16 protein-coding genes are annotated in these 19,170 nt (G+C 70.9%); 4 read left to right on the plus strand and 12 right to left on the minus strand.

Going from position 1 to position 19,170, the window contains the following annotated elements; genetic code table 11:
* The first annotated feature begins 123 nt into the window (after positions 1-123).
* Positions 124-738 (plus strand): hypothetical protein, encoded by a 615-nt coding sequence (locus ACIA6T_RS27140; RefSeq protein ID WP_385045861.1) that lies wholly within the window; start codon positions 124-126, stop codon positions 736-738.
* A gap of 225 nt (positions 739-963) precedes the next feature.
* On the opposite strand, the gene ACIA6T_RS27145 is transcribed toward ACIA6T_RS27140, so the two are convergent.
* The 3 genes from ACIA6T_RS27145 to ACIA6T_RS27155 form a co-directional block, all read right to left on the minus strand.
* Positions 964-1,563 (minus strand): hypothetical protein, encoded by a 600-nt coding sequence (locus tag ACIA6T_RS27145; protein ID WP_399449097.1) that lies wholly within the window; start codon positions 1,561-1,563, stop codon positions 964-966.
* A 67-nt stretch (positions 1,564-1,630) separates the two neighbouring features.
* Positions 1,631-2,332: a ribonuclease HII gene (locus ACIA6T_RS27150; RefSeq protein ID WP_385045867.1), complete on the minus strand. Its 702-nt coding sequence runs from the start codon at positions 2,330-2,332 to the stop codon at positions 1,631-1,633.
* An 81-nt stretch (positions 2,333-2,413) separates the two neighbouring features.
* Positions 2,414-3,037 carry a TetR/AcrR family transcriptional regulator gene (locus tag ACIA6T_RS27155; protein ID WP_399449099.1) on the minus strand — a complete coding sequence of 208 codons (624 nt, stop codon included), beginning with the start codon at positions 3,035-3,037 and terminating at the stop codon, positions 2,414-2,416.
* Between the two features lie 186 nt (positions 3,038-3,223).
* Here ACIA6T_RS27155 and ACIA6T_RS27160 point away from each other — a divergent pair, with 186 nt between their 5' ends.
* Positions 3,224-4,771: an MFS transporter gene (locus tag ACIA6T_RS27160; protein ID WP_399449100.1), complete on the plus strand. Its 1,548-nt coding sequence runs from the start codon at positions 3,224-3,226 to the stop codon at positions 4,769-4,771.
* Positions 4,772-5,072: 301 nt separating this feature from the next.
* Here the strand turns inward: ACIA6T_RS27160 and ACIA6T_RS27165 are convergent, their stop codons facing one another.
* From ACIA6T_RS27165 to ACIA6T_RS27175, 3 genes are all read right to left on the minus strand, one after another.
* Positions 5,073-5,981, minus strand: coding sequence for an ADP-ribosylglycohydrolase family protein (locus tag ACIA6T_RS27165; protein WP_399449101.1), 909 nt, complete (start codon positions 5,979-5,981; stop codon positions 5,073-5,075).
* Entirely contained in the window at positions 5,971-6,672 is a 702-nt protein-coding gene (locus ACIA6T_RS27170) for a histidine phosphatase family protein (protein WP_399449102.1), read from the minus strand. The genes ACIA6T_RS27165 and ACIA6T_RS27170 overlap by 11 nt, the downstream gene beginning before the upstream one ends.
* A gap of 119 nt (positions 6,673-6,791) precedes the next feature.
* Positions 6,792-7,397 (minus strand): YdbC family protein, encoded by a 606-nt coding sequence (locus ACIA6T_RS27175; RefSeq protein ID WP_073930647.1) that lies wholly within the window; start codon positions 7,395-7,397, stop codon positions 6,792-6,794.
* A 157-nt stretch (positions 7,398-7,554) separates the two neighbouring features.
* Between ACIA6T_RS27175 and ACIA6T_RS27180 the strand changes: the two genes are divergently transcribed.
* Positions 7,555-8,088: a TerD family protein gene (locus ACIA6T_RS27180; protein WP_399449103.1), complete on the plus strand. Its 534-nt coding sequence runs from the start codon at positions 7,555-7,557 to the stop codon at positions 8,086-8,088.
* A gap of 96 nt (positions 8,089-8,184) precedes the next feature.
* On the opposite strand, the gene ACIA6T_RS27185 is transcribed toward ACIA6T_RS27180, so the two are convergent.
* Together ACIA6T_RS27185 and nrdR are read right to left on the minus strand one after the other, a co-directional pair.
* Positions 8,185-11,079 (minus strand): vitamin B12-dependent ribonucleotide reductase, encoded by a 2,895-nt coding sequence (locus ACIA6T_RS27185; RefSeq protein ID WP_399449104.1) that lies wholly within the window; start codon positions 11,077-11,079, stop codon positions 8,185-8,187.
* A gap of 165 nt (positions 11,080-11,244) precedes the next feature.
* Complete coding sequence (gene nrdR, locus ACIA6T_RS27190; protein WP_385045889.1) at positions 11,245-11,802, minus strand: transcriptional regulator NrdR; 558 nt, start codon at positions 11,800-11,802, stop codon at positions 11,245-11,247.
* A gap of 530 nt (positions 11,803-12,332) precedes the next feature.
* Here nrdR and lexA point away from each other — a divergent pair.
* Positions 12,333-13,112 (plus strand): transcriptional repressor LexA, encoded by a 780-nt coding sequence (lexA, locus tag ACIA6T_RS27195; protein WP_030227721.1) that lies wholly within the window; start codon positions 12,333-12,335, stop codon positions 13,110-13,112.
* Between the two features lie 149 nt (positions 13,113-13,261).
* Here the strand turns inward: lexA and ACIA6T_RS27200 are convergent, their stop codons facing one another.
* The 4 genes from ACIA6T_RS27200 to ACIA6T_RS27215 form a co-directional block, all read right to left on the minus strand.
* Positions 13,262-15,250 (minus strand): ATP-dependent DNA helicase, encoded by a 1,989-nt coding sequence (locus ACIA6T_RS27200; protein WP_399449105.1) that lies wholly within the window; start codon positions 15,248-15,250, stop codon positions 13,262-13,264.
* Positions 15,251-15,478: 228 nt separating this feature from the next.
* Entirely contained in the window at positions 15,479-16,150 is a 672-nt protein-coding gene (locus ACIA6T_RS27205; protein ID WP_399449165.1) for a GNAT family N-acetyltransferase, read from the minus strand.
* Entirely contained in the window at positions 16,045-17,973 is a 1,929-nt protein-coding gene (locus ACIA6T_RS27210) for an IucA/IucC family protein (RefSeq protein WP_399449106.1), read from the minus strand. The genes ACIA6T_RS27205 and ACIA6T_RS27210 overlap by 106 nt, the downstream gene beginning before the upstream one ends.
* The gene (locus ACIA6T_RS27215) at positions 17,927-19,075 is read right to left on the minus strand and encodes an aminotransferase class III-fold pyridoxal phosphate-dependent enzyme (protein WP_399449107.1); all 1,149 of its coding nucleotides are present in this window, start codon (positions 19,073-19,075) and stop codon (positions 17,927-17,929) included. Before ACIA6T_RS27215 ends, ACIA6T_RS27210 begins: the two co-directional genes overlap by 47 nt.
* Positions 19,076-19,170 lie beyond the last annotated feature (95 nt).

Genomic DNA, 19,170 nt, shown 5'->3' on the forward strand with positions numbered 1-19,170 from the left:
CGACAGGAAGAATTGAAGGACGCACCCGCACGGCTCGCCCGCCGATCAGGTAGGCCTCTGTTGCGTGCGCGCTCCCCCCAATCCGACCCCGCCCGCAGTCCGGGCGTAGCCGAAGGGAGAACCGTGACCTTCGGATTCGCTCCGTCCTCGGCGGCATCGCTGTCGACGTCCGCCGCTTCCGCCACTCGTGTGCTCGAACCCGCGGAGTGGGCCGCCGCGGGAATCCCGCTGCTGGGCAGTCCGCGGGAGGTGGTCAGCGGACTGCACGCCCGGCACCGTCCCGGTCCGGCGACCGCGGTCGTCGCCGTACTCGATCCGGACGAACGGGTGCGGGCGAGCGCGTCGTTCACCCGGCGTACCGCCTCCGCGGACGGCTGGTTGCTCCGCAATGTGCTGCTGTCCCAGTTGCGCCGGGTGATCCCGCACGACCTGCGCCGCCGCACCCCGGTGCGCACCGCCGTGCTGCTCTACTGCCGTGACGGCGACGCACGCTGGACGGAGGAGGACGGTGCGTGGATGTGGGGGCTGCGGGACGCCTGCACTCTGCACGGGCTGCGCTGCGGTGCGTACATCACGCTGACCCGTGACGGGTGGCAGGTCCTCGGCGAGGGGCGTGGCGGCCGTCACCCCAGCGCCGGCTCGGCGCCGGAACCGTTCGCCACGTCCGCGGCACCGCCCCGGATACCGCGCACCGGTGGCGCCGCGTCAGAGGTTCTGCGCCGCGCGGCGGCACGCTGACGGTACGGGACGCCGCCCGGGCATCCAGGCCTCACGTGGTGGCGTGGAGCGGGCCGCGGCGCGGCGCGTCCGCGCGACGCCGGACCCGGCCCGGTACCGAGGCGGCCGAGACGCGAGAGCGTCGGCCCCTCCGGTCCCGGGCACGCCGAGTCCCCGGTCGTGCGGACGCCGCGACCGCGGCGTCCGTGTCCCCCTCGGCGTCCGGCCGGACGCCTTGGTGCCGGCTCAGACGCCCGCGCCCAGCACCGAGTTGATGCGCTGCGGGTCGCCGCAGACGATCAGCAGGGTGCCGGCCCGGGCGTGCGCCACCGACAGCGCGGAGGCGGCCGCGGGTTCCGGGCCTCCGTTGACGGCGACCACGACGACGGGGCGCACACCGGCACGCTCGGCGACCTTGGCGTCCGCGTAGAAGACGTCGTCACCGGCGTCGTGCTGGGCCCAGTAGGAGGCTTCACCGAAGGACAGTTCGTGGGTGGCCCACGGGTGCGGGTCACCGGTGGTGATCACCAGCACGTCGCCGGGGGCGCGGCCCGAGTCCAGCAGCAGGTCCACGGCCTCTTCGGCGGCGTCGAGCGCCCCCTGGGCCGAGGCCGGGATCAACTGGAGCTGCGGGGTGGCCGCCGCGGGCGCGGGCGGGCCCGGGGGAACGGGCTTGGCCGCGTCGCGCGACGCGCGCTGCACCGGCGGCGCGGGCCGCGGCGGGCCGGGACGACCGGGACGCGACGGAGCCGCGGGGCGGGGACCGGGTACGGGGCGGGGGGTCGGCGCGGTGCGGGGACCCTGGGCACTCTCGTGAATCTGAGGCTCCTCGGGAATGAGAGGCATGGGTTGATTTTTATCAAACGCTGGTACGGCTCGCGCCGCCGGGTGGCACATGAGTGCGAGCGGTCCGTCAGAAGTCGAAGCCGAGTTGACCCTCGATTTCCGGAACGCGCCCTTCCGTCAAGCTGCGGACCTTCTTGAGGTGCCGCCACTGGGGCAGCGCATCAAGATACGCCCACGACAACCGGTGGTACGGGGTGGGCCCCCGGACCTCCAGTGCGGCCTTGTGCACGGGCGACGGATACCCGGCGTTGTCCGCAAAACCGAAGTCTGCATGGTCGACACCCAGTTCGGCCATCATTTTGTCGCGCTGAACCTTGGCGATCACCGAGGCCGCCGCGACGGCCACACACGACTGGTCGCCCTTGATGACCGTACGGACCTTCCAGGGCGTGCCGAGATAGTCGTGTTTGCCGTCGAGGATCACCGCGTCCGGCCGGACCGGCAGCCCCTCCAGCGCACGCCCCGCCGCCAGCCGCAGCGCGGCCGTCATCCCCAGGGCGTCGATCTCCTCGGGAGAGGCGTGCCCCAGGGCGTACGAGGTCACCCAGCTCCGCAGCGTCTCGGCGAGCTCGGTGCGCCGCCTGACGGTGAGGAGCTTGGAGTCGGTGAGCCCTCCCGGGGGCCGGCGCAGTCCGGTGACCGCCGCGCAGACGGTGACAGGGCCGGCCCACGCACCGCGCCCCACCTCGTCGACACCTGCAACGATCTTCGCCCCGGTCGTGGCGCGCAGAGAGCGCTCGACGGTGTGAGTAGGTGGTTCGTACGGCATGGCGCCCCTAGCGTACGCCGCCCGCGGCGGCCCGCGACACCCCGGTCCCCGAGCGGCGCCGACAACTCGGGGAAACCGCGGTCAGGAGCCGGCCGGCCGCAGCAGCGGAACCATCAACTGGTCGATCATCTCCTCCAGATCGACGTCCGACCATTCGCTGCCGCACATCTTCGAGCGATACATCATCATCGCCGGAATGGCGTCGAAGACATATCCGTTCGCCGCGTCGGCACGCACCTCTCCCCGCTCTATTCCACGCTCGATCACGGCGCGCAGCATCTTGATGGTGGGTTCCACGACCCCTTCGAAGATGACGGCGTGGAAACGCTCGGCCTGGAGCGTGTCACATTCGTGAATCACCGAACGCAGAGCGTACCCCGGCTGGGAGAACATCGCGTCGCGCGCCCTCAGGCACAGGTCCAGCAGATCCTCGCGCACACCGCCCAGGTCCGGCGCCTCGTCGAACCGCGGCAGTCCGGCCCGCAGCGCGTCCGCGACCAGATCCTCCTTGGACGGCCAGCGCCGGTAGACGGCGGCCTTTCCGGTCTGGGCGCCCGCGGCGACGCCCTCCATCGTCAGGCCGTTCCAGCCGACCGTACTGAGCTGCTCCAGGGCGGCATCGAGGATCGCGCGTTCCAGCACGGCACCGCGGCGGCGGGAGGCGGCCGTCCGATCCTGGGCGGCCACCCAACTCGAAGAAACCATCTGACTCTTCTCCAACGAGCAGAGGAAGCGGACATTCGGGGATGAAGCGCGCGCCACACGGCGACCGAGGGGGACGCGCCGAGCGACAACGCACTCAGTGAACGCTTGCGTTCACTGTCGGGGACTCATACCGTTGGCGCAACAGTGAACGCGAGCGTTCACTGACGCACTCGTGGGGGACCCATAGTGACAACCTCTCCTTTGACTCAGACCCAGAAGCCAGGTGCGGCCCGCCGGGACGGACGTCCCGGCATCGCGCTCACCGTCATCGCGGCCTGCCAGCTCATGGTGGTACTCGACTCGACGATTGTGAACATCGCGCTGCCGCACATCCAGAACGCTCTCGAGTTCAGCACCACCGACCTCACCTGGGTGATCAGCGCCTACACCCTGACCTTCGGTGGCCTGCTGCTGCTCGGCGGCCGGGCCGGCGACATCCTCGGCCGCCGCCGTGTCTTCATGACCGGCATCCTGCTGTTCACCCTCGCCTCGCTGCTCGGCGGATTCGCCCAGGAGCCGTGGCAGCTGCTGGCCGCACGCGTCCTGCAGGGCGTGGGCGGCGCCATCGCCTCGCCCACCTCGCTGGCGCTCATCACCACCACGTTCCCGGAAGGACCCGAGCGCAATCGCGCCTTCGGCATCTTCGCCGCGGTCTCCGCGGGCGGCGGTGCCATCGGCCTGCTCGCGGGCGGCATGCTCACCGAGTGGCTCGACTGGCGGTGGGTGCTCTTCGTCAATGTGCCGATCGGCCTGCTGATCGTCGTCCTCACACCGATGTACATCAACGAGTCCGAGCGGCACACCGGCCGTTTCGACATCGCGGGCGCGGTGACCTCGACGGCCGGCATGGCCTCTCTCGTCTACGGTTTCATCCGCGCGGCGGAGGAAGGCTGGCGGGACGGGCTGACCATCGGCTCCTTCGCGGCCGCCGCGGTCCTGCTGGTGGCCTTCGCGCTGATCGAGTCCCGGGCCAAGGAGCCGATCACCCCGCTGCGGATGTTCACCGACCGCAACCGCGCGGGCACGTACGTGATCATGCTCAGCCTGGCCGCGGCGATGTTCGGCATGTTCTTCTACATCGTCCTCTTCGTGCAGAACGTGCTCGGCTACAGCCCGATCGAGGCCGGTCTCGCGTTCCTGCCGGTGACGGTCGTGATCGCGCTCGGGGCCGGCCTGTCGCAGCGGTTCCTTCCCGTGTTCGGCCCCAAGCCGTTCATGCTCGTCGGGTCGGCGCTCGCCGCGGTCGGACTGGCCTGGCAGACGCTGATCAGCTCCGACAGCTCCTATGTCGGCGGCATCCTCGGCCCCATGCTGATCTTCGGCTTCGGTATGGGACTGAACTTCGTGACGCTGACGCTCACCGCGATCTCCGGGGTGGCCCAGCACGAGGCCGGCGCCGCGTCCGGGCTGCTCAACGCCACCCAGCAGGTGGGCGGGTCGGTGGGACTGGCCCTCCTGACGACGGTGTTCGGCACGGCCGGCAAGGACGAGGCGGAGAAGCAGATCCCGGGCTTCCTCGCGGAAGGGACGGCGGAGCAGAAGGCGGAGTTCGCCCAGACGCAGCAACTGCCCGCTCCCTGGGGCCACGAGGTGCTCACCGAGGGCATCTCCACGGCCTTCGTCCCGGCTGCCGCGATGGCCGTACTCGCCCTGGCCACCGCGTGGTTCGTCATACGGGTCCGCAAGAGCGACCTGGAGGCGCTGTCCGGCTCGGCCGGGCCGGGCATGGGCTGAGAAGGACACACCACGGGGCCGGCCCGGCGGCTCGCCGGCCGACGTCTTCGGACCCGGCCGGCGAACGCCCGGCCGGCCCGTGCCCATCAGCGCGAGCAGAACCCCGAGCAACGCTTTCACGATCACCACCACGGCCCCTCCCCCACACCACTCCCGCACGACGGACTCATCTACACGTGTCAGGCCTCATGCCTCACACAGCGGACGTCTCGACAACGAGCGGACGGTCACGGAGAGTTCCCGAGATGCACAGAGAGTTCTGAACTCCGCCCCGGACCGGGGCGGAGGCGAGTCCCCGCCCTCAGACCGCGGTCCGCATCCACTCCGGCAGGGGCTCGACCCGGTCGGCCCACTCGGCGGGCGGTGCCCCCGCCTTCTCGGCGGCGACCACGCCGCCCACGATCGCACAGGTCGTGTCGACGTCCCCGCCCACCTGCGCGGTCGTCCAGAACGCCCGCTCGTAGTCGCCGAGAGCCCGGGCCGCCGACCAGAGCGCGAAGGGCACGGTGTCATGCGCCGTCGTACGCCGTCCGCAGCCGAGTACGGCCGCGACGGTGGCCGCGTCCGCGTAGTCGAGCATGTCCCGGGCCCGGCGCAGCCCCGCGCCGACCGCGCTCCTCGCGGGCACCAGCGCGATCACCCCGTCGAGGAGGGCTTCCGAGCCGGGCGGCCCGCCGGGCGCGGCGACCAGCGCGGCCGCCGCCGCGACGGCCATCGCGCCGACCACGGCCTCACAATGCTGGTGCGTGGGGTAGGCGGAGATCTCGGCTTGATGGGTGGCCTGTTCCGGGTCGTCCGCGTACCAGGCGCCCAACGGCGCGATCCGCATCGCGGCGCCGTTGCCCCACGACCCCTGCCCGTTGAAGAGCGCGGCGGCGAGTTCCCGCCAGTCTCCGCCCTCGCGGACCAGCCGCAGCAGCCGGTTGACCGCGGGCCCGTAACCCCGGTCGAAGTCGTGATGCGTGGCGAAGGACCGCGCGAGGGCGTCCTGGTCGATCCGGTGGTGCGTGGCCAGGACGGAGACGACGGAGCACGCCATCTCCGTGTCATCCGTCCACTGCCAGGGCGCCGGGGGCAGTTCGCGGCGCTTGAGCAGCGGGTAGTTCACCGGCACGAAGAACTGGGAGCCGAGCGCGTCCCCCACGGACACACCGCGCAGGCTGGCCAGGGCGCGGTCCAGGCGCCCGGCGGGAGAGGAATCAGCGGTCATCGCCCTGCCACTCTATCCGGTGACCCTCTGACCATCCGGTGATCCCGTAGGGTTCCGGATCCCGCCAGCGCCCGAAGGGCCGGTCGAGGGTGTACTTGCCGTTCTCCCCCAGAACGAGCACGCGCATCTCGGCGTTCCCCGGGTTCGACAGCGACTCGAACTCCGCCACGGTCCAGTGGAACCACCGCATGCAGAACAGCCGCATGGCCAGACCATGGGTGACGATCAGGACGTTCGGGGGGTGGTCGGGGGCCTCGAAGCTGCGGAACAGGCTCTCCAGGAAGCCGCCGACCCGGTCGTAGACGTCGGCCCCGGACTCCCCCTGGGCGAACCGGTAGAAGAAGTGCCCGTAGGCGTCCCGGTAGGCCTTCTGCAGCCGCACGTCCTCGCGGTCCTGCCAGTTGCCCCAGTCCTGCTCGCGCAGCCTCGGCTCCTCGCGCACGCGTATCCGCCCCGGGTCGAGCCGGAAGGCGCTCAGCGTCTGGTGCGTGCGGCGGTAAGGAGAGACGTAGACGCTGACGCGTTCATGGCCGAAGAGTTCCCGCAACCGCTCGCCCGTCTCCTCCGCCTGCAGTCTGCCCCGTTCGGTCAGGGCCAGGGCGTGATCGGGTTCGCGCTCATAGACGGAGTCATCAACATTGCCCGTTGATTCGCCGTGTCGGACAAGGACGATGCGCCGTGGTCGTGCCATGCCAAAACCCTAGATCGGGTGACGGCCGGACGAGCACCCGTGCGGGCCCCGTACGGCGTAGGTCACACATGTCCCGCACCCCGCGTCACACCGGATCCACACCGTTCCGCGTCCGGAGATCAAACCGTCCAGGCCGATTCCATCTCCACGATGTCTCCCGCGAGGGCCGCGACGTCGGCCTCCGTCTGCGCCCGCAGGGCGAGGCGTTCCACCCGCTCGGTGCGGTACTTGCCGTGCTCGGCGGCCGACCGCCACATCGACAGCACCAGGAACTCGTGCCCGGGCGCCTCTCCGAACAGCCCCCGGACCATGCCGGGCGAGCCGGCCATGGCCGGATTCCAGACCTTCTCCTGCATCAGTACGAAGTGCTCCGACCGCTCCTCGTGCACGCGGCACAGCGCCACCCTGAGCAGGTCGGCGTCCGTGAACCGCGGTTCGAAGCCGGTCTTCACGTCGAAGCGGTGGTCGAAGAGTCTGACCTGGGCGTCCTTGAACGTGCCCGACTGGGCCGAGGCGAGCCGGTCGTGGGAACGGGCCATGAACGAGTCGTAGAAGGCACGGCTCTCCCAGAAGGAGAAGATGTGCGCCACGTCCGGCCGCCCCCGGCTCCAGCCTCCGCCCTGCCCGCGAAACCCCGGCTCCCCCAGAAGCCCCGCCCACTTCCGCTGCCCCCGCTCGAACCCTCGGCGGTCCACCACGGTGCAGCGAATCCACTTGACCAGCACCGCGCCATCGTAAGGCCAGGGAGCGCGGCGCCGGTCACTCTCGGAGTGACTGCTTACCGTCGTCCGCCGCCACGCGCGTGGCAGGATGGACAACCCGCCGGGAGCGCCCGGCAATCGGGGTGAGCGGGCAGGACGGTCACGGGGAAGGGGAAGACTGGTGAACGGCCTCAACAAGGGCATCCGCAAGGTCGAGATCGCGCTGAGGTGGGACCCGAGTCCGTCGGGGGAACCCTCCACCGACCTGGATCTCGTCGCCGCGCCCTATCCGGCGGGCGAGGCGCACGGCGCTCCCGCCTACGTGGTGCACTTCGACAGTCGTTCCCCCGACGGCACCATCACGCTCAACCGGGACAGCAAGGACGGCCAGGGCTTCGGCTACGACGAGGTCATGACGCTGGAGCTGGACCGGCTCGACCAGCGGTACGCGCGCGTGGTGGTCGGCGTCGTCATACAACAGCACCAGGGGCGGCGGACGTTCTCCGGGGTGGGCAACCCCGGTCTGCGCGTCCGCGAGGGCTACACCGTGCTGGCCGAGGACGACTTCGGCGGTGTCCTCGGGGCCACGGCGGCGACGGTCGCGGAGTTCGTCCGGGACGGGTCGGGAGCCTGGGAGTTCCGCCCCGGTGTCCAGGGGTTCGAGGGCGATCCGGCGGACTTCACCCGTGCGATGGGGACGTCGCGCCGGGCCTGACCGCAGAAAACACCGAGGGCGGTGGCGCCGGGACACCGGCACCACCGCCCTCAGCCGTTCCTCACCCCCGGGCAGCGCCCGGACGTGCCGACCGCGTCAGCTGCAACCGCTGGTCGAGCCGCAGCCCTCGCAGATGTAGCAGGAACCGGCGCGCTGCATCTTCGTACCGCAGGAGAAGCACAGCGGGGCGTCCGCCTGGATGCCCAGCTGCATCTCGACCAGCTCGGCGCTGGTGTGGGCCTGCTTCGGGGCCGGCTTGGCCGCCTCGGCCTCGGCCTTCGGCGTGGCCACCGCCTTCAGCTCCTGGGCACGCGGCGCCGACTGGGCCAGGCCCTCGACGTCGACCTCGTCGTCGGACGGCTCGTACGAACCGGTCTCCAGGTGACGCTGACGCTCCTCGGCGGAGTGGATGCCGAGCGCGGAGCGCGTCTCGAAGGGCAGGAAGTCCAGCGCCAGGCGGCGGAAGATGTAGTCGACGATCGACTGCGCCATCCGCACGTCCGGGTCGTCCGTCATGCCGGCCGGCTCGAAGCGCATGTTGGTGAACTTCGAGACGTACGTCTCCAGCGGCACGCCGTACTGGAGGCCCACCGAGACGGCGATGGAGAAGGCGTCCATCATGCCCGCGAGCGTCGAACCCTGCTTCGACATCTTCAGGAAGACCTCGCCGAGACCGTCGTCCGGGTAGGAGTTGGCGGTCATGTAGCCCTCGGCGCCGCCGACCGTGAAGGAGGTGGTGATGCCGGGTCGGCCCTTCGGGAGGCGCTTGCGGACCGGGCGGTACTCGACGACCTTCTCGACCGCGGCCCGGATCGTCTCCTCGGCCTTCTCGGTGACCTCGGCCTTCTCCTTCTCCTTGGTCTTCGCGGAGAGCGGCTGGCCGACCTTGCAGTTGTCGCGGTAGATGGCGAGCGCCTTGACGCCCAGCTTCCAGGCCTCGAAGTAGATCTCCTCGACCTCCTCGACGGTCGCCGTCTCCGGCATGTTGACCGTCTTGGAGATGGCGCCGGAGATCCAGGGCTGGATCGCGGCCATCATGCGGACGTGACCCATCGGGGAGATGGCGCGCTCGCCCATGGCGCAGTCGAACACCTCGTAGTGCTCCTGCTTGAGACCGGGGGCGTCGATCACATTGCCGTTCTCGGCGATGTGGGCGACGATCGCCTCGATCTGCTCCTCCTGGTAGCCCAGGCGGCGCAGGGCCTGCGGAACGGTGCCGTTGACGATCTGCATCGAGCCGCCGCCGACCAGCTTCTTGAACTTCACCAGCGCCAGGTCGGGCTCGACACCGGTGGTGTCGCAGGACATCGCCAGACCGATGGTGCCGGTCGGGGCGAGCACGGACGCCTGGGCGTTGCGGAAGCCGTTCTTCTCGCCGACACGGACCACGTCCTGCCAGGCCTCGGTGGCGGCGGCCCACACCGGGCTGTCCAGGTCGTCCATGCGCACGGCGCTGCCGTTGGCGTCGGCGTGCTGCTTCATGACGCGCTGGTGGGCGTCGGCGTTGCGGGCGTAGCCGTCGTACGGGCCGACGATCGCGGCGAGCTCGGCAGAGCGGCGGTACGCCGTACCCGTCATCAGGGAGGTGATGGCGCCGGCGAGGGCACGGCCGCCGTCGGAGTCGTAGGCGTGGCCGGTCGCCATCAGCAGGGCGCCGAGGTTGGCGTAGCCGATGCCGAGCTGGCGGAAGGCGCGGGTGTTCTCGCCGATCTTCTGGGTCGGGAAGTCCGCGAAGCAGATCGAGATGTCCATCGCGGTGATGACCAGCTCGACGACCTTCTGGAAGCGCTCGGTCTCGAACGACTGGTTGCCCTGGCTGTCGTCCTTGAGGAACTTCATCAGGTTCAGCGAGGCCAGGTTGCAGGACGTGTTGTCCAGGTGCATGTACTCGCTGCACGGGTTCGACGCGGTGATCCGGCCGGACTCGGGGCAGGTGTGCCAGTTGTTGATGACGCCGTCGTACTGGATGCCGGGGTCGGCGCAGGCCCAGGCGGCCTCGGCGAGCTTGCGGAAGAGCGCCTTGGCGTCGACCTCCTCGATGACCTCGCCGGTCATCCGGGCGCGCAGGCCGAACTTGCCGCCCTGCTCGACCGCCTGCATGAACTCGTCGTTGACGCGGACCGAGTTGTTGGCGTTCTGGTACTGGACGGAGGCGATGTCGTCGCCGCCCAGGTCCATGTCGAAGCCCGCGTCGCGCAGGACGCGGATCTTCTCCTCTTCCTTGACCTTGGTCTCGATGAAGTCCTCGATGTCCGGGTGGTCCACGTCGAGGACGACCATCTTGGCCGCGCGGCGGGTGGCGCCACCGGACTTGATCGTTCCGGCGGAGGCGTCGGCTCCGCGCATGAAGGAGACCGGGCCGGAGGCGTTGCCGCCGGAGGACAGCAGCTCCTTGGAGGAACGGATCCGGGAGAGGTTCAGGCCGGCGCCGGAGCCGCCCTTGAAGATCATGCCCTCTTCCTTGTACCAGTCGAGGATCGACTCCATGGAGTCGTCGACGGACAGGATGAAGCAGGCGGAGACCTGCTGCGGCTGGGGCGTGCCCACGTTGAACCAGACGGGGCTGTTGAAGCTGAAGATCTGGTGCAGGAGGGCGTACGCCAGCTCGTGCTCGAAGATCTCGGCGTCGGCGGGCGAGGCGAAGTACTTGTGGTCCTCACCGGCCTTCCGGTACGTCTTCACGATGCGGTCGATCAGCTGCTTGAGGCCGGTCTCGCGCTGCGGGGTGCCCACGGCACCCCGGAAGTACTTGCTGGTGACGATGTTGACCGCGTTCACCGACCAGAAGTCGGGGAACTCGACGCCGCGCTGCTCGAAGTTGACCGAGCCGTCGCGCCAGTTGGTCATGACGACGTCACGGCGCTCCCAGGCCACCTCGTCGTACGGGTGGACTCCGGGAGTGGTGTGGATGCGCTCGACACGCAGTCCCTTGCCGGCCTTGTTGCTCTTGGCTCGGGAACTCCGTGCCGGACCGCTCGCCGTCTCTGTCATGCCGCCTCCCTGTACGGGCGAAAACGCCCTGAAGTGCCCCGATTGTTCCCGTGGCACGGTGTTCTGTCTGGTGCTGCGGGCGCATGCTCGTCTGCCCGCAACAGGTCTTCTCATCGCCGCCGCCCGGCCGGTCCCCGCGTCTGCCGCGCGGGGCCGGCCCGCCGGTCAGCCGGCGGCGGGAGCGGGTTCGGGGACCTGGGCGGTCCCGCCGGACCCGCTGTCGTCTTCCTGGCCCCCCGGGGCGGCTCCCTCGCCACCCCCGTCGCCCGCGGCGGGCCGCTCCGCCCGCCTGAGTTCCGCGATCGCGGCCTCGAAGTCCTCCAGCGAGTCGAACGCCCGGTAGACGGACGCGAACCGCAGGTAGGCGACGAGGTCGAGTTCCTGCAACGGGCCGAGGATGGCCAGCCCCACGTCGTGGGTGGTCAGCTCGGCGCTTCCGGTGGCCCGCACCGCCTCCTCGACACGCTGCCCGAGCTGGGCGAGGGCGTCCTCGGTGACGGGCCGCCCCTGGCACGCCTTGCGCACACCGTTGATGACCTTGGTGCGGCTGAAGGGTTCGGTGACTCCGGACCGCTTGACCACCATGAGCGAACACGTCTCCACGGTCGTGAAACGACGGGAGCAGTCCGGACACTGGCGGCGCCTGCGGATCGACGTGCCGTCGTCGGTCGTACGACTGTCGACGACACGGCTGTCGGGGTGCCTGCAGAAGGGGCAGTGCATGAACTCCCAACCCTCCTCACAGCAGACTCAATGACCTCACGAGGCCTCTTGGGCCTCACGAAGCAGCACCAGCATAGGCGATCGCGGAGGGCCCGAAGACCCGGGGGACCACAACTTCTGGGCTGCTGCCGCAATCCAACCACTAGATGTGGGGATTGGCTCATACATCCACACCGTGCACGCGTGTCGCGCACGTCAGGGCGGGCAGGACACGCCGGACGCCGCGCGATGAGGGGGGTGCCGTGCCGGAGGCGGGGAGGAGGTGTGCGGCTCCCGAAGAGAGCGGGGGGCCGCTTCACGCTCCGCGGGGCGCCCGATGGCAGACTGAGGGCCGCCGCCGCGAGGTCACCGCTCCGGCGGTGAAGGGTACAACAATTGGCCCGTTCATCCGGCAGAAGCGTGGCGACCAATACACCTCGACAAGAGATCACGTACAGCAATTCGCGATTTTTCACTCGAACGTGTGTTTGGCGCAACCTTTCGAAAGCAACTACCGTTGTGCTGCAGGGAGACCATCGAGAGGGGCCGACGTGACCACCACCGCAGACAGTGCCGCCATCACTGCCCAGGACCGCCCCCAGGGCCGGATCGAGCCGGTGCACGCGATGAACGAAGCCACGAATCCCGAGGGGCACAAGCGCTCCCTGCCGGGCCGACCTCCCGGCATCCGGGCGGACAGCTCCGGACTCACCGACCGCCAGCGGCGGGTGATCGAGGTCATCAGGGACTCGGTGCAGCGTCGCGGCTACCCGCCGTCCATGCGCGAGATCGGCCAGGCGGTCGGTCTCTCCAGCACCTCCTCCGTGGCCCACCAGCTGATGGCCCTGGAGCGCAAGGGCTTCCTGCGCCGCGACCCGCACCGCCCGCGCGCCTACGAGGTACGGGGCTCCGACCAGGCCGCCTCCGTGCAGCCCACCGACACCGCCGGCAAGCCGGCCGCGTCCTACGTACCGCTGGTCGGCCGTATCGCCGCCGGTGGCCCGATCCTCGCCGAGGAGTCCGTCGAGGACGTCTTCCCCCTGCCCCGGCAGCTCGTCGGTGACGGCGAGCTGTTCGTGCTGAAGGTCGTGGGTGACTCCATGATCGAGGCCGCGATCTGTGACGGCGACTGGGTGACGGTCCGCCGCCAGCCGGTCGCCGAGAACGGGGACATCGTCGCGGCCATGCTCGACGGCGAGGCGACCGTCAAGCGCTTCAAGCGGGAGGACGGTCATGTCTGGCTGCTCCCGCACAACGCGGCCTATGAGCCCATCCCGGGTGACGACGCGACCATTCTGGGCAAGGTGGTGGCCGTTCTGCGGCGCGTCTGAACACGGCGCGGGGCAGGCCCGGAGCGCCGCCCCGCCCCCTGACCGGGCCCCGGGACCCCTGCGCCGGTTCCGGGGTCCTGTGCTGTCCGGACGGACCCGACCGCGGCTGCTGCTGCCGGTCGGTGGCGTGCCTCAGCACGCCACCTCCCTCACTGCGCCGCCGTCCCGGCCTCCGCCCCTTGTGCCACCGCGTCGATCGCGGCCAGCGACTTCCTGACCTGGTTGCGGTCCGTGGTGTACCAGAAGTCGGGCAGCGAAGCCTTCAGATAGCTGCCGTACCGGGCGGTGGCCAGCCGCTGGTCCAGTACGGCCACCACGCCCCGGTCGCCCGAGGCGCGTACGAGACGGCCGGCGCCCTGCGCCATCAGCAGCGCCGCGTGAGTGGCGGCGACCGCCATGAAGCCGTTGCCGCCGGCTTCCTCCACGGCCTTCTGGCGGGCGCTCATCAAGGGGTCGTCCGGGCGCGGGAAGGGAATCTTGTCCATGACCACCAGCTGGCAGCTCGGACCCGGCACGTCGACCCCCTGCCACAGCGACAGCGTGCCGAAGAGGCAGGTCTTCGGATCGGCTGCGAAGTTCTTGATCAGCTCGCCGAGCGTCTCCTCCCCCTGGAGGAGGATCGGGAACTCCGGGATGCGGGAGCGCAGCTCCTCGGCGGCGAGCTGAGCGGCCCGCATCGAGGAGAACAGCCCCAGGGTGCGGCCGCCCGCCGCCTGGATCAGCTCGGTGAGCTCGTCCAGCATGTCCCCGCGATCACCGTCACGGGCCGGGCGCGCCAGATGCTTCGCGACGTAGAGGATGCCCTGTCGGGGGTAGTCGAACGGCGAACCGACGTCGACGCCCTTCCACTGGGGGAGGTCATCGCCTTCGGCGCCCTCGGGACCGAGCCCCAGGGACGCTCCCACGCCGTTGAAGTCGCCGCCCAGCTTCAGCGTCGCGGACGTCAGGATCACGGAACGGTCGGTGAAGAGCTTCTCGCGCAGCAGGCCCGAGACGGACATGGGTGCGACGCGCAGAGACGCGCCGAAGCGGTCGTGCCGCTCGTACCAGACGACGTCCCACTCCGAGCCGTTCGTGATCCGCTCCGCCACGTCGTGGACGCTCTCCACGGAGGCCAGCGCCTGTTTGCGGACCGCGTCCTCGTCCTGGACGGACTTGTCGCGGGTGCTGCCGATGGCGGAGATGACGGTACGGCAGGCGTCACGCAGCGCCATGAGCGCGTAGCCGAGGTCCTCCGGGATCTCCTCCAGCCGGCCCGGAAGGGCCAGCTCCATCAGCCGTTCGAACCCTTCGGCGGCGGTCTGGAGCTGGTCGGCGGCCTTCTCGTTGACGAGCTTCGCGGCGCGCCGCACCGCACGGTTGACCTGCCCGGGGGTGAGCTCCCCCGTGGCGACTCCGGTGACCCGGGAGACCAGCTCGTGGGCCTCGTCGACGATCAGCACCTCGTGCTGCGGAAGCACCGGTGCACCCTCGATGGCGTCGATCGCGAGCAGGGCGTGGTTGGTGACGACGACCTCGGCCAGCTTGGCGCGCTCGCGGGCCGTCTCGGCGAAGCACTCGGCGCCGTAGGCGCACTTCGTGGCGCCCAGGCACTCCCGCGACGACACCGACACCTGGGACCAGGCCCGGTCGGACACGCCCGGCGTGAGGTCGTCCCGGTCGCCGGTCTCCGTCTCGTCGGACCAGTCACGCAGTCGCAGCAGGTCCTGGCCCAGCTTGCTGGTGGGCGCGGCCGCCTCGAACTGGTCGAAGAGGCCCTCCTCCTCGTCCTGCGGCACGCCCTCGTGCAGCCGGTGCAGACACAGGTAGTTGGAGCGGCCCTTGAGCATCGCGAACTCCGGGCGACGGCGCAGCAGCGGATGCAGCGACTCCACCGTGCGCGGCAGGTCCCGCTCCACCAGCTGGCGCTGCAGGGCCAGGGTGGCCGTCGCCACCACCACCCGCTCCCCCTGCGCGAGCGCGGGCACCAGGTAGCCCAGCGACTTTCCGGTGCCGGTACCGGCCTGGACCAGTAGATGGGCGTTGTCGTCGATCGCCTCGGCGACGGCTTCGGCCATGGTCACCTGGCCGGGACGCTCCGTGCCGCCGACGGCGGTGACGGCGGCGTGCAGGAGTTCGGGGAGTGAGGGCTTCGTCATAGCGCGACCACCCTACGACCCGGCACTGACATTCGTGCGATCACGGCGGGGGCTGGGGACGCGGTCAAGACGGGGCTCCTCTGTCGGGCGGTGCGAGGGGTGTGAAGTCGCCGGGGCGTGGGACGGACGAATCGTGCCGGGGTCCGCGGCCAGGACATTGCCGCGGCGCGAGTGGGAACCGCGGCGGCGTGAGCGGTGTACCACATACGAGAGCGCGGTGACGGAGCGCTACATCAGATGACACAGGGAACGGTCCCGGACCATGAGGGCGGCCCGCTTGGTGGGCAGGTCGACCTCGGCCGAGAAGTAGAAGCCGGCGTTGAGGAAGGCGGTGACGGAGGGGATGTTGCGAAGGTCGGGCTCCGCGACGACGCGTGGCGAGGCGGGCCTCCTGGCGAGGGCGAGGTCGCTGACCGTCCTGAGCAGGATGCTGCCGAGACCCCGCCCCCGGTCACCGACGGCACCGATGAGGACGTGGAGTCCGGTGTCGTGCGGTCGGGCCGGGTAGTGGTGGGCCAGGGGATCGAGATCCGCGCGGTAGATCTCCCAGTAGCTCATCGGTGTTCCGTCCAGGACACCGAGGCACGGAACGCTGTGTCCGTCGCCGGTGAGCTGGGACCCCACATGGTCGGCCGTCACGGCCGGCGGTCCGGCGAGTTCCCAGAACATGGCGACGGCGGGGTCGTTCATCCACCGTGACAGAAGGAGCAGATCGTGATCGACACGGACGGGGACCAGCTGGAACAGGCCTGCGGGAGTCCTGGCCGGGCCCCAGTCACCGAGGGGGGCGGACATCATGAGTGCAGGGGGTTGGCGATGGTGACGTAGACGGACTGGGTGTCGACCGGGCCTACGAGTTCGTCGAGGCCGTGCAGCCGGGTCAGCAGGTTCGCCTTGCAGCGCAGGACGGGTGAGTCCAGCAGACGGGTGGGCAGCGTGCTGCTCGTCCGGGCCGGTCCGGACGAGACTCCGGTGAGGAACCGGCGGAGGGCGGCGAGGAGCAGCCGTTCGTCGGCCAGGCGCTGGGAGCCGAAGGCACCGATGAGACCGAGGATGTTGTTGATGCCCAGGTAGTAGGCGAAGCGTTCGTCGGTCACCTCGTCGGAGACGAAGGTGTCGCTGTGCTCCCCGATGCCGGGCAGCCGGGCGTCGAGTTCCGCGCGTCGCGACGCGCGGAAGTAGTAGCCCTGGTTGTCCCGGTAACGTCCGCCCGCGGGCCAGCCGTCGGCGTCCAGCAGAAGCAGGGTGTTCTGCTGGTGCGCCTCGAGGGCGATGCCGGCCTCTCCGTCCAGCCACAGCACGGGCCGCACCACGTGTTCCAGGTACCGCAGGAACCACTCGGCGGCGACGGCCCCGGACGGCCGCCCCGTGCGAGTGGCAAGGCGGGTGACGATCTCGGCCAGCCGGGATCCCGTACGGCCACCGGGGCGGGGCCGCGGCGAGAGCAGTCCGGCGACGCAGGCGACGTCGTCGTGCGGCCGGAACGGGTTGTGCCGGATCACCGCGTCGAGTCCGGGCACGGGGTCACCGGCCGGTGTGTTCACGGCGATCCAGGCCGGGTCCCGGACGATGTCGAAGTCCGGGTGCGCGGCCCGCCACCGCTGGGACAGTCCGGTGCGCAGCAGACGGTGGACCTCGGCCCCTCGGTGGAGTTCCTTGCGGAGGTTCTCCCGGCGGGAGTTGGTGATGCGCAGGCCCAGTGACAGCTTGAGCATGGCCGGGGCGCCTGTTTGGTGGACGGTGCGTACGGAGGAGGTGGGGTACCAGGGGTCGCCGTGGCCGCCGAGGTCGCGGAGCAGTCCGGCGTCCAGCAGCGCGGCGGTCTCGGGGCGGTGGCGGACCTGACGCAGTTGCCAGGGGTGCACGGGGAGAGCCGCGTAGCCGTCGGGCAGCGGCAGTCCGGGGCCGGCGAGACGGGCGGTGAGGCGGGCCGCGGTGACGGGGCGTCCGCGCTCGGTCCAGGCGGAGTCGGCGGCGAGCAGAGACGGGGCGACGGCGATCCAGTGCAGCGGGAAGGAGCCGCGGGACTCGGGCGAGTACCGCTGTGCCTCGGCGTCGGAGAGGTCCTCACGGCTCTTCGGATCGGGGTGCAGCGGATGTCCGAGGACGAGTGACTGTTCGGCGGCGAGGAAGAGGTCGGGGTCGTCGGCCGTGTCCGCCCGTCGCTCGCCGACGAAGGCGGCGGCACGCCGTACGGAGTCGGCGACCCGCGCGACCAGGTCGGTGCCGTCGCCGGCCGGCGGCTGTGCCGGTGCCGGAATGCCGGCGTTCTCCCTGCTGAGGAGGGCGGCGAGCAGGACGGCGTCGACGGGTGGGGCGGGGTCGGGGGCATCGGCCAGATAGGGCGGGCCGAAGCGGTGCCAGCCCGTGGAGGACCAGTACAGGACGGGGACGAGGAGGGCCGTGCCACTGGCCGGCAGAGGGAGGCACAGGATGTCACTGCCCGGAGCGCGGGCGCCGGTTTCGCGTACCCAGCAGCGCAGAAGGTTCTCCGTGGCCGCCGCGTGGGCCGCCCTGCGCGGGTCGGGATGGTTCAAGGGGCAGGCACCGGTGCCTCTGAGCCAGTCGGTGTCGGGCAGTTTCCGGTGCTGGTGCGGTACCAGGGAGCTCGGGCGGTCGGCGGGTGTGGGGGTCGTGTGCAAGGCGGATCCTCGTGGGGGTGGTGCGGTAGCGGGGTCAGCCCGTCCGTGCGGGACGGCCTTCGGGTACGCCGGACTCCTCATCCGTGTCGTGGCGGCGGGCGGGGCGGTCGCGAGCCGCCGCGTGCAGGGCGTCGGCGAGTCGGTCCAGGACCGCGGCCGTCTGTTCCTCCGTGATCGTCAGGGGCGGGAGCAGTCGTACGACACTCGCGCGGGGGCCGCCCAGGTCGACGATCAGACCGCGTCGCAGACACTCCCGCCGTACGGCGGCGGCGAGTCCGGGCGCGGCGGGGCGGTACCGGTGTGGGCCGTCGGGCGGCGTTTCCGGGTCCACCACCTCGATCCCGATCAGCAGCCCCCGCCCCCGTACGTCCCCCACGCAGGCGAGTTCACCGGCGAGCGTTCGGAGCCGGTCCAGCATGGCGGCGCCCAGGGCGGCGGCGTGTCCGGCGAGGCCGTTCTCGCGGACGTGGGCGAGGGTCGCCGTGCCGGCGGCCATGGCGAGTTGGTTGCCGGTGTGGGTGGGGGGACCGGGCAGGTCGAGGTCGTCACGGTGGACCACGACGGCCAGGGGCAGGCCGCCCCCGACGGCCCCGGACAGCACCATCACGTCCGGTGTGGTGCCGCCGTGCTCCACCGCCCAGAAGGTGCCGGTCCGTCCGACGCCGGTGAGTGTCTCGTCGGCGACCAGGGGGACGGGCCGGGCGTCCGGCGCCGGCTCCACGATCACCCCGGCAGGACGGCGCGCATCCGGCGCGGTGTCGTCGAGTACGGATTCCATTCGGTGGAGGGCGGGTTCGGCTCCGCGCTCGCCTCCGGTCCGTCCGGTCGCCGCCCGTACGAGCCGGAGGGCGGTCGCCACCGCGTCGTCGCGACCCGGTCCGCAGAAGCGTACGCGGGCGCGGTCGGCGAGACCGGGTGGCAGGGTGCGCGACAGTTCGGTGACGAAGGCGTCCTTCACCGGGGTCGTCAGGCCGGGGACGTCGAGCGGCGCGCCCGAGTCGATGATGCTGCGGATCGCCTCCAGCACGACGGGGTGGTTGTGTCCGAGCGCGAGGGTTCCCGCACCGGAGAGGCAGTCCAGATAGCGCCGGCCGTCCGCGCCCTCGATGGTCATCCCGCGCGCCCGCACCGGGACGATCGGCAGGGCGCGGGGCCCCCGTCCCTCGTACGTGGATTCCGCCACCGTCCTTCGTCCCCTCCCCTGTGTTCCCGCCGGACCACGGCACGGGGGAAGCCGCGTGCGGGCAGCGGACCCCCACCGCTACCAACCGCGGACCA

It is taken from the genome of Streptomyces sp. NPDC051740, assembly GCF_044453165.1.
Lineage (GTDB): Bacteria > Actinomycetota > Actinomycetes > Streptomycetales > Streptomycetaceae > Streptomyces > Streptomyces atrovirens.

Excerpts from the sequence above, each read along its gene's own strand:
- ACIA6T_RS27170 (WP_399449102.1), bottom strand. The coding sequence starts at position 6,672 with ATGGCACGACCACGGCGCATCGTCCTTGTCCGACACGGCGAATCAACG.
- nrdR (WP_385045889.1), bottom strand. The coding sequence starts at position 11,802 with ATGCACTGCCCCTTCTGCAGGCACCCCGACAGCCGTGTCGTCGACAGT.
- ACIA6T_RS27155 (WP_399449099.1), bottom strand. The coding sequence starts at position 3,037 with ATGGTTTCTTCGAGTTGGGTGGCCGCCCAGGATCGGACGGCCGCCTCC.
- ACIA6T_RS27165 (WP_399449101.1), bottom strand. The coding sequence starts at position 5,981 with ATGACCGCTGATTCCTCTCCCGCCGGGCGCCTGGACCGCGCCCTGGCC.
- ACIA6T_RS27200 (WP_399449105.1), bottom strand. The coding sequence starts at position 15,250 with ATGACGAAGCCCTCACTCCCCGAACTCCTGCACGCCGCCGTCACCGCC.
- ACIA6T_RS27150 (WP_385045867.1), bottom strand. The coding sequence starts at position 2,332 with ATGCCGTACGAACCACCTACTCACACCGTCGAGCGCTCTCTGCGCGCC.
- ACIA6T_RS27185 (WP_399449104.1), bottom strand. The coding sequence starts at position 11,079 with ATGACAGAGACGGCGAGCGGTCCGGCACGGAGTTCCCGAGCCAAGAGC.
- ACIA6T_RS27145 (WP_399449097.1), bottom strand. The coding sequence starts at position 1,563 with ATGCCTCTCATTCCCGAGGAGCCTCAGATTCACGAGAGTGCCCAGGGT.
- ACIA6T_RS27210 (WP_399449106.1), bottom strand. The coding sequence starts at position 17,973 with ATGAGGAGTCCGGCGTACCCGAAGGCCGTCCCGCACGGACGGGCTGAC.